Source organism: Streptomyces sp. NBC_00207, from assembly GCF_045160965.1.
Taxonomy (GTDB): domain Bacteria; phylum Actinomycetota; class Actinomycetes; order Streptomycetales; family Streptomycetaceae; genus Streptomyces.
The window spans coordinates 9437616-9446829 of sequence record NZ_CP130715.1 but is presented as its reverse complement, the minus strand read 5'-3'; the positions used below and the strand labels follow the sequence as shown (position 1 = coordinate 9446829).

Here is a 9214-nt window from a genome sequence, read left to right as displayed (position 1 = left end):
ACCTGAGCGCTGGCGCGCTCAGGATCGACGCCCTTCGCTGCGCTCCGGGCAGGCTTCGCTGACGCTTCGCCAGATTCCCCGCGCGAGCGCGGGAATCGACGTCCGCAAGCGGACGTCCAGAGAGAAGGGCTGGCGCAAGCGCCAGCCCTGGTGGCGCTGACGCGCCACCAGATGTCCGCGCAAGCGCGGACATCGAAGGGGTGTCCGCTGACGCTCCCACCCCTTCAGGTCCTTCCGGCTCCGCCTCCAGGACCAAGCCCGCTGTCGCGGGCCGGCTGGCAGCGGTGACGGGTGGGGTGGCTTGTCACTGTGCTCGTCACTCCCAATAGCAGCCACTGATGTAGACGCTCGACAGGCCCGCAGTGTGCTCATTGAGCTGGACGTCCCAGCGGTCAGCTGCCTCGGCGTATGCGGCCTCCACTTCTTCGGACGGTCGGCAGCAGTGGGTTGTCGCCACTTCCTCCCACACCATGCGGATCCTGGCTGCTTCCTCCACCAGGTGCAGAAGGCGTGTCGTGTCCTGTGCACTGCGCTGCATGGCACTCCCCCATCGGTGTGTCGGCGCATCCATCGTCCACGGGTGACCCACAGCTGCGGTAGAGACCGCTCGTTTCCGGTACGGAATCCGGTGATGTCTTGTTCCGGACGCCGTCGTGGGTGTAAGCGCGGTACAGTCTTCAGTGTGCATCACACCAGAAGTGATGCGTGTAGCTGTGTAGGATCCCGAGAACATCGCTATTCCCTCCCCGGCGGGTCTGTCCGCCGCTTCGAGTTCATTCGAGTTCAGCGGAGTGCCGAGTGCAGAAGTCTGGTGACATCGTGCTGCGTCCTCATCAGGAGGAGGCGGTGGAGGCCATTGTCCGGGGGCTGGATATTCCGCCGGGGAAGCGGATTCCGGAGGCGGGTCTGCGGGCAACGGTGGTGGCGGCGTGCGGGACGGGGAAGACGTTCATGGCGGCCGCGGCGGCGCTCCGGCTGGCGCGGCACGGGCGGGTCCTGGTGCTGCTGCCGACGCTCGATCTCCTGACACAGACGGTGCGGGAGTGGCGGCTCGCCGGGCACACCGGGCCGGCGGTCGCGGTGTGCTCCCTCGAGGACGACCCGCAGCTGTGGCAGCTCGACGTACGGACCACGACATCGGCCCCGCAGCTGGGGCTGTGGCACGGGCGCGGCCCGGTGACGGTCTACGCCACGTACGCGTCGCTGCCCGTCATCACCGAGGCCCACGAGGGTGCGTACGGGCTGCCGATGGACGTGTTCGACCTGGTCGTCGTCGACGAGGCGCACCGGACGTCAGGTTCGGCGGGGAAGGCGTGGGCGGACGTGCACCGCCAGGACGTGATTCCGGCGATGCGCCGGCTCTACATGACCGCCACCCCCCGGGTCTGGATGGAACGCCCGCCCCGCACGCGGGCCCAGGAGCGGGAGATGGAGGAGGCCCGCCGGCTCGCGGAGGAGAAGGAGCGTGAGGAGGCGGAGGCCGAGGGGCGGGCCTACGTCAGCAGGCCACGCTGGGACCGGCTGCCGAAGGAGCTGGCGTGCTCGATGGACGACCCGAAGGTGTTCGGGCCCGTCGTCTACGAACTCTCCCTCGCCGACGCCATCTCCCGCGGACTCTTGGCGAAGTATCAGATCGTTGTCGCCGAGCTCACCGACCCGGTCGTCACCCCGGACCGGCTCCTGGGTGAGGAGCGGTACGAGGAGCAGCTGCGCGGCCAGCGCCTCGCCGCCATGCAGACCGCTCTCCTGGAGACGATGGCCGCCCACGGGCTGCAGACCACGATCACCTTCCACCACCGCACCGTGGAGGCAGAGGCCTTCGCCGCCGGGCTCGACCGCGTCGCCCGCCGGCTCCACGCCGTCGACCCCCTGCGGCATCCGGAACGGGTGTGGTCGGGATGGCTGTCCGGGGAACACGAAGGCACCCACCGGCAGACGGTACTCGCCGACTTCGGACGCCGGGCCGGCCGCGCGGTGCTCTCGAATTGCCGGGTTCTGGGCGAGGGAGTCGACATCAGAGCCACCGACAGCGTGGCCCTGATCGACCCCAAGGGGTCTGCCGTCGACATCGTCCAGGCCATCGGGCGGGCCCTGCGGCAGAAGCCCGGTGAAGGAAAGATGGCCACCCTCATCGTCCCCGTATTTCTACGGAAGGATGAAAAGCCTGAGGACATGCTTTCGTCCAATTCGTATCGGCCGCTGGTTCGAGTTTTGGCGGGACTACGGGCGCACGATGAAAAGGCTGTGGAAATGCTTGCTATTCCACAGGAGAACCAGAAAAGGATCGTAGACCCGTCTCGGCCGGTCGGGAAGGCGCCGGAGGAGGGCGAGGAGGAGTCACGGCTGCTCCTCCGGTTCGCGACGCCGCGGGACCCGGCGCTGATCGCGAAGTGGATCAGCTACCAGGTGATCAACACCGAACGCCAGGACTGGCGCCGGGGCGCTGAAGCCGCGCTGCGCTACCGGCAGCGGGAGGGCGATCTGGAGGTCCCGTACGAACACGTCGAGACCGCGGGAGCCTTCCCGCTGGGGCGGTGGCTGTCCGACCAGCGGCGCACCTACCGGGCCGGGACCATGACCGGCGAACGCGCGGCCGAACTGGAAGAACTCGGGATCGTCTGGGACACCGCCGACGCATCATTCGAGGCCAACCTCGGCGCGGCGCGGGCCTACTACGAGCTCCACGGGACCCTGGCCGCGCCGCGGGGCGCGGCGATCATGGACGTCCAGGTCGGACAGTGGCTCACGAACATCCGCCGGCCCGGCGGGCTCGGGAAGGACCCGGTACGCGCCGAGCGGCGGGCAGCGGCGCTCGCCGCGATCGACCCGGACTGGAACCCGGGGACGCTGGGATGGACGGTCGACTGGCAACGCCACCACGCCTACCTCACCCAGCTCCTCGCGGGCGGCGCCCGCCTGACCTCGATCATGCCGGGCGTCACCCGGCATGGCGAGGACGTCGGACGGTGGCTCGCTTCGCAACGGCGGGGCTGGGACCGGCTAAACGAGGAACAGCAGCGCCGACTCGCCACGCTCGGCGTGAAGAAGACCCCACGAACCCGCAAGACGGCAGCGAAGACCGCCGTGGCGTCCGGGCCGCACGCGGGCGGCGAGGCGTTCCAGAAAGGCCTCCAAGCCCTCCAGCAGTACATCGAACGGGAGGGTGGGATGCCGGGGCGGGCCGTCGTCGAGCGGCTCCCCGACGGCACCGAACACCGCACCGGCATCTGGCTCGCCAACCAGAAAGCCCGCCGCGACCGACTCGACGCCACCCAACTCGCAGCCCTCGCCGAGCTGGGTGTGGAGTGGGCGCAGTAGCCGTGTCGAACAGGTTATGTGGCGCTGCTGCCTTCTGATGGCCCCGAACTCGGCATGGCGGAGTCAACAAGGACAGGCGTGGCCCTCCGCCCGGTGCCTCATCCACAGCACCACGTCGCACACCCGCAGCGCGCTGACGCTCTCCGGCACCTCGGCAACCTGGCGCAGCGCGAGCAACTGACGGTGCAGGGCTCGGTCGTCCGCGCGCAGCGCGGCATGCAGCGCAAGCCAGAACGAGGGGCGCGGGCGGCCCAGAGCGCAGCGCACCACCTTGTCGTAGACCGGCAGCAGCCGCGGACGCTTCCTGGCCAGGAGCTTCCCCGCGATCACCCATCCGACGTCGCGCTGGTCTTCGAGCAGTTGCCAGGCCCGGGCCGCCGGCGAGCCTTCGGCCAAGACCGCGGCTGTGGCATCGGCCATATCGATGTCTTTGGGGATGGCCTGCAGCAGACCGGACAGCCGCTCGCCGAGAGGGCCCTCCAACATGTCCAGCGCGACCGGCACTGGAACGGTCACCGACAAGGTCTGCACCGCGACCAAGTCCTCCGCCGTGATCCGGTCGGCGACCTCCGGCAGGTCTCCCCCACCCGCCAGATGCTCGAACCGGCTGCCGGTGAACGGCAGCGCACCGGGCGGAAGATTGATCCCGAAGTAACGCCGCAAATCCACGACCGCCTGACGAGCGGTGATGTAGCCGTGTATCCGTTCCGCGCACGGCGGCGGAAGGGTGGAGCTGGGCATTAGCGACTCAATTCCAAGCAGCGATGTGCCGTCGCGTGGCCTTCTCGAGGTGACCGCCGACCAGGAGGCCTCTGATCACCTCGGCAGGGCGCGTGCGGGTTACTGCTCGACCGTCAAGGTCTGCCGGTCCAGATCAAGTTTCAAGGTCCCGCCGCCTTGGGTGCGCAGTTGACGCCAGGCGGCGTACCCGGTCGTGATCGCCAGCTCCCAGTCTGCGGCGCGCAGGACACTGACTTCAAGGTGCGAGGTCATGGATGCGATGGTTTTGAGGAACTCGTGGTCGATGTGGCGAACGTTCTCGAAGTAGCCATGGCGAGCTGCGTAGGAGAACACGAGGGCGGAGATGCCCTCCTCAATCGCCATCGCACGTCCGCCGTCTTCGGCCTCGTCGGTCTTGGGGTCGCTCTTGCGCTTGCAACCCATGAGAAAGCGGGAGACAGGGGACCATCCGAGGACGGCAGCATGAGCCAGGTGGAAGACATCATGGAAGCGGTAGTCGTCGTCGATGTGGGAGGCGTCGGTTAGGGGGTCTCCGCAGCGCACGCCGTCGCGGGTAAGCACGGCAACAGTGCGGCCGTCGCTCTCGCGTTGCTGGAGGGTGAAGGTGAGGGTGGCCTGCCGCGGGAGCTGCTCGGTCTCGGGGAAGCCGGTGTCGAAGACGATGCGGTCGCGCTGGGGGGTGGGGTGCCACCGATCGCCGATCTTGACGAGATTGGCGGCCGCGACATCCTCGAGGTCGAGGTCGAATCGGTGGGCTAGCGCGGCGATGTACCAGAGGACGTCGCCGAGTTCTTCGCGCAGGTGCTGCTTGCCTGAGGCGAGGCCGGGTCCGTCGCGCAAGCGCTTCTTGTAGGCGGTGGCGAGGGAGCCAACCTCGCCGACAAGGCCGAGCAGCGGCACCGTGACGGGATCTGTGCCAGGGGCGGACTCTTGGAGGGTCTTGATGGCAGCTTGCTGGTAGCGGTTGAAGTCCACAACTTCCTCCTGTCGGAAAATCCGGCATCGAGGTCGGAAAATCCCGACCCGTGTCGTATGCTAGAGCAGCGCTGCTGGAAAATCCGACGAACGGGAGAGTCTCCTGAACGCGATCGAGCCGTCCTTCGAGGACATCGTCACCGTGGTCGTGGAGTTCCTGGCCGAACTGCAGGATCGAGATCCCGATGAGCTGCGGATGGAGCTGGAGGAGGCGGGCGAGGAGCTGCCGGTCGATTCCATCCTCGTCGTCGAGATCCTGACCCGCATCGAGGAGCGATACGGGATCAGCGTCCCCGCGGACGAGGAGGCCGCCCGCTCCACCCGGTCGGTACGCACCTTCGCGGCCACCGTCCTGAACGTGATCAACGAGAGGCAGAAGTCATGAACCCCCAGCCCGCCGAACCCCGCAGCCGCGACCCGGAACTGGAACTGCTCGGGGAGCGTCTGCGCAACACCCGCGACTACCTGGGCATGTCGCAGCAGCACGTCTCCGACATGACCGGCATCCCCCGCTCGGCGGTCAGCGACATCGAACGAGGCGCCCGCCGCGTGGACAGTCTGGAACTGAAAAAGCTCGCACGCCTGTACATGCGGCCGGTGTCCTACTTCCTCGACAAGGAGGAGGACGTAGACCTCGGGGCGCACGCGCTCGCCGGACTGCCCCGCGCCCTGGTCGGACTGACCGACGGCGACTGGGAGGAAGTGCTCAGCTTCGCCGAGTTCCTGAAGTTCCGGCGCGCTGGTGAACAGGAGCAGGCAGCGGAGCAGGGGGCAGCCAGTCCATCGCAGGAGCAGGAGCGCCTCGAGTGAACTGGGACGTGGCACACCAAATTGCCGCGATGTCAGCGGTCAAGGCGCACCGCGACCTTGGTGCGGATCGCAACGCGTACATCGACGTGTACGCCGCGCTATTCCGTGCCGGGGTCGTCGGGATGGCACGGCCCATGCCTCGGCTGTTCGGGGTGTATGCCTCGCCACAAGACAACGGGCCGGCGGTGCTGCTGAACGCGAGCCTGGACATCGTGGCGCAGCGGCACACCGCGGCGCACGAGCTTGGGCATCACTTGTCCGGGCACGGTACGGCACTGGACGAGGAGCTGGACCGTGCCCGTAGGTGGGGGGACGGATCCTGGCCGGACGAGGAAAAGCTGGCGGAGGCGTTCGCGGCGTGGTTTCTGATGCCGCTGCCGGCAGTTCAGGCCGCATTGACGCGAATCGGGATAGGCCACCCCCGGGTTCCAGAGCACGCCTACAGGGTGGCCCGCTGGCTGGGCACCTCCTATGCGGGGACCGTGAATCATCTGCACCGGCTGCGGCTGGTGACGCGGGCGCAGAAGGCCGAATGGCTGCGGGTCAAGCCCGCGGCCATCAAAGCAAACCTGGCAGGCGGTGCGGCACCTGGCAAAGCCCACGTCCACGTCATCGATACGGGCGCCCACGGTGCCACCGTGCGTGTCGACGCAGGGGACCTGATCGTTCTTGGCGATACCGGGGCCCGCTTCGATTGGCTGCCCCACGAGCTCCAGGCGCCCCAAGATGTGGCCGGACAGCTCCCCGTGCGCGAAGACCCGGCCACCGTGGTGGCCGCGGAGGTAACCGGCGCGTTCACCGGGGCAGCCTCGGTCACGGTGCGCGTTCCCGGGGCCGCCGAACTGCTGGGATTCACACTGGAACGCCAGGCCCCGCGCGTTGGCGTCCAGAACCTCTGGCCCACCTGACGACTTCGTCCGGCGCACTTCCCGACACCGCTCCACCTATGAGACTCCCCTGCTGATCGACGCGCACATGAGGAGCATCGATGCTGTCAACTTTCGTTGTCCAGGGAACGAATACCTCACTGGCCTGGAAGGCCGCCTGCCTGGAGCTGGATAGGCCCGGGAACCCGAAGCGGGACGCCTTCCACACCGTAGTCCGGATCGAAGACGCCGCCACGGAGGACCCGCAGCTACGCGCCGAGTTCGACAGGATGCGGGAGGAGACGGGCTATGCGCCGATCGAGACAGTGGCCAACACCCTTTTCCCCGCACAGCTCGCAGCCGTCTCCCACACCCCTGCGGATCTGGTGCGCCGGTACCAGGAGATCTACCCGCGGATACGGCGCATCGACCGGGCCAACGCGACCGGCACCTACTTCGGGCGCGTCGTGGCCTACCCCGGACAGGACGGCCCCGTCGATCAACTGACCACACTGATCGATCGGATCCGCCGACAGGCGGCAGGCAAGGGGCCGATGAGCGCCGCATACGAGATGGACATCGCCCATCCCGACGATGTGGACCAGGACAGCACAAACGGCACGGACGGCAACGGCGGGGCGGCGACCGGCGCGAGCGCCTGGTCCACGTCGATACATGCCGCCGGGAAGGACAACGGGATACGGGGGTTCCCCTGCCTGAGCCACTGCTCGTTCCAGTTGCAGCGCGGCCGGGTCCTGCACGCGGTGGCTCTGTACCGCAGCCACTACATGGTCGCTCGTGCTTACGGTAACTACCTGGGGCTGGGCCGGCTGCTGGCCTACCTGGCCCAGCACGCCGGGGTGCACCCCGGCAGCCTGACCGTGGTCGCCGGGCACGCTCAGATAGAAGGGGACATCAAGGCGTTGCGGCCTGTACTCCAAGGCCAGGGCCGCCTCCAGCTGGCCTGAACCACGCGAAGGCTGTCAAGCCTGGGGGGCCTGAGAGTTGATGCCCCACTTGGGCGGGAACCAGGCCGTCAGCTGGGCACCATCGGCGCGGTACAGCTGCTTGATACGGCTTCGGCCACTGATTCCGACGATGTCCGGGTGGACCACACGTGCGTACTTGTCGACCTCGCAGAAGAGGTTCTGGCAATCGATCAGCTGCAGCGGGCGCCCCCGTAGCCCCGTGAAGGTGAGCCCGAGGCGGGCGAAGTGCTCCTGCTGCGTGTCGGACATATAGCGGATCGCTTCGGCTTCGATGCCGCCTGCGGCGGCGCCGAAGCACTTGCGGATGCCGTCACGGGCGCCTGGCCCGGGAACGACGAAGTCCATTTCGGAGAACGACAGCCCGGCCGCGTAGTTCAGGTCGATCAGGTATTGGTAGGCCAGGAATGGGCCGAGTGCCGGAAAGCTGAGCAGCACCTGGTACGCCTCACGCATGGAGGCAGCCTTCCGAACCCGCTCCGGCGCCCCCTGGCCCATCATCAGTTCGACCAGACGCAGGTGATTACGGTGCTTACGCTGCTCACCCAGTTGCGGCGGCGGAGTGATGTAGGCGGCCGAGTACAACCGCTCCCCGGCCGTGAACGCCCGCGACAACACTCGGTCCAGAGACCGGTAGTCGTAGCGGTGCCAGGCGACTTCACCCAGGTGCTCCTCCAGCAATTGCCAGGTCTGAATCTTGTTGAAGAACTTGAACAGCAAGGTACGGAAGAACACCTCCTGCCATTCCTGGTCTCCGCGATAGGACACATGGCCGATCAGATATTGGCTGACCCGGTCGGCCGCCCGGAAGCAGTTGGTGAACCGGTGCTGCGCGAGCACAGGGTCAGGAACCGCCGGCTTCGGCGCCTCCCCCAGCCGCGACAGGTACACCTGCTGCCGGGCAGCCGCGAACCGCCAGTAGGTGTCGAACACCGGCGTGGGCTGCAGCACCCGCCCCGCAATCCGCACCTTGGCGGGAGGATCGAAGTCTTCCGCCGGGCGGCTCGCTCGGGCTTGCAGCATGGTCACCATGAGGTCAATATATATTGAATATAGATTCAACCGCCAGAGGGGACGAGGCATGGAACTGCTATGGCGCACCCAACGCAGCAACGCTCTCGTCACCTGGCCTGACGCCGTCAACGAGCGCTTGGACCAGTTGGTGGCTGCAGGGCTTGCAGCCGGCGAGAATGCCAACCGCTCCCAACTGCTCGCAGCCCTCGTGGTTCAAGCTGAACTCTCCCCCGCGTTCGTCTCCGAGGTCCTGCAGTCTTACCGCAGCCTGAGCACAGACGCCCTCGACGCGGCCAACCGCTCCGCTGCCGAGCAGTGGCCGCAAGTCCGCCGCACCGGACCACGCCGCGAGACGCGCCGCCCTCCCGCCCGGGGCAACGGCCAAAGCACAGGGCGCAGCGAGGACTCCTTCACCATCAACGACGCACCCCGCGGCCCCGACACGCCTAATCCCGAGGTTCACGCTTAGAAGGATGGTGAACTCACCGCATGGCCCACGTGAGG

The 9214-nt window shown here is 67.6% G+C and carries 10 protein-coding genes; 6 read left to right on the top strand and 4 right to left on the bottom strand.

Annotation, left to right across the window (positions count from 1 at the left end; genetic code table 11):
- Positions 1 to 316 precede the first annotated feature (316 nt).
- Complete coding sequence (locus tag OG472_RS43755; RefSeq protein WP_405940584.1) at positions 317 to 538, bottom strand: hypothetical protein; 222 nt, start codon at positions 536 to 538, stop codon at positions 317 to 319.
- Positions 539 to 798: 260 nt separating this feature from the next.
- Here OG472_RS43755 and OG472_RS43750 point away from each other — a divergent pair, with 260 nt between their 5' ends.
- Complete coding sequence (locus OG472_RS43750) at positions 799 to 3318, top strand: Helicase associated domain protein (RefSeq protein WP_405943124.1); 2520 nt, start codon at positions 799 to 801, stop codon at positions 3316 to 3318.
- A 63-nt stretch (positions 3319 to 3381) separates the two neighbouring features.
- Here OG472_RS43750 and OG472_RS43745 read toward each other — a convergent pair whose 3' ends face one another.
- Together OG472_RS43745 and OG472_RS43740 are read right to left on the bottom strand one after the other, a co-directional pair.
- Positions 3382 to 4059, bottom strand: a complete 678-nt coding sequence (locus OG472_RS43745; RefSeq protein WP_405940585.1) for a DUF6308 family protein — start codon at positions 4057 to 4059, stop codon at positions 3382 to 3384.
- Positions 4060 to 4158: 99 nt separating this feature from the next.
- The gene (locus OG472_RS43740; RefSeq protein WP_405940586.1) at positions 4159 to 5034 is read right to left on the bottom strand and encodes a nucleoside triphosphate pyrophosphohydrolase family protein; all 876 of its coding nucleotides are present in this window, start codon (positions 5032 to 5034) and stop codon (positions 4159 to 4161) included.
- A 142-nt stretch (positions 5035 to 5176) separates the two neighbouring features.
- Here OG472_RS43740 and OG472_RS43735 point away from each other — a divergent pair, with 142 nt between their 5' ends.
- The 4 genes from OG472_RS43735 (at position 5177) to OG472_RS43720 (ending at position 7678) form a co-directional block, all read left to right on the top strand.
- The gene (locus tag OG472_RS43735; protein ID WP_405940587.1) at positions 5177 to 5419 is read left to right on the top strand and encodes an acyl carrier protein; all 243 of its coding nucleotides are present in this window, start codon (positions 5177 to 5179) and stop codon (positions 5417 to 5419) included.
- The gene (locus tag OG472_RS43730) at positions 5416 to 5844 is read left to right on the top strand and encodes a helix-turn-helix domain-containing protein (RefSeq protein ID WP_405940588.1); all 429 of its coding nucleotides are present in this window, start codon (positions 5416 to 5418) and stop codon (positions 5842 to 5844) included. The genes OG472_RS43735 and OG472_RS43730 overlap by 4 nt, the downstream gene beginning before the upstream one ends.
- Positions 5841 to 6752 carry an ImmA/IrrE family metallo-endopeptidase gene (locus OG472_RS43725; protein ID WP_405940589.1) on the top strand — a complete coding sequence of 304 codons (912 nt, stop codon included), beginning with the start codon at positions 5841 to 5843 and terminating at the stop codon, positions 6750 to 6752. Before OG472_RS43730 ends, OG472_RS43725 begins: the two co-directional genes overlap by 4 nt.
- 80 nt (positions 6753 to 6832) lie before the next feature.
- The gene (locus tag OG472_RS43720) at positions 6833 to 7678 is read left to right on the top strand and encodes a hypothetical protein (protein WP_405940590.1); all 846 of its coding nucleotides are present in this window, start codon (positions 6833 to 6835) and stop codon (positions 7676 to 7678) included.
- A gap of 15 nt (positions 7679 to 7693) precedes the next feature.
- On the opposite strand, the gene OG472_RS43715 is transcribed toward OG472_RS43720, so the two are convergent.
- Positions 7694 to 8728, bottom strand: a complete 1035-nt coding sequence (locus tag OG472_RS43715; protein WP_405940591.1) for a nucleotide kinase domain-containing protein — start codon at positions 8726 to 8728, stop codon at positions 7694 to 7696.
- Between the two features lie 49 nt (positions 8729 to 8777).
- On the opposite strand from OG472_RS43715, the gene OG472_RS43710 reads away from it, so the two are divergent.
- Complete coding sequence (locus OG472_RS43710) at positions 8778 to 9179, top strand: hypothetical protein (RefSeq protein ID WP_405940592.1); 402 nt, start codon at positions 8778 to 8780, stop codon at positions 9177 to 9179.
- Positions 9180 to 9214: the final 35 nt, after the last annotated feature.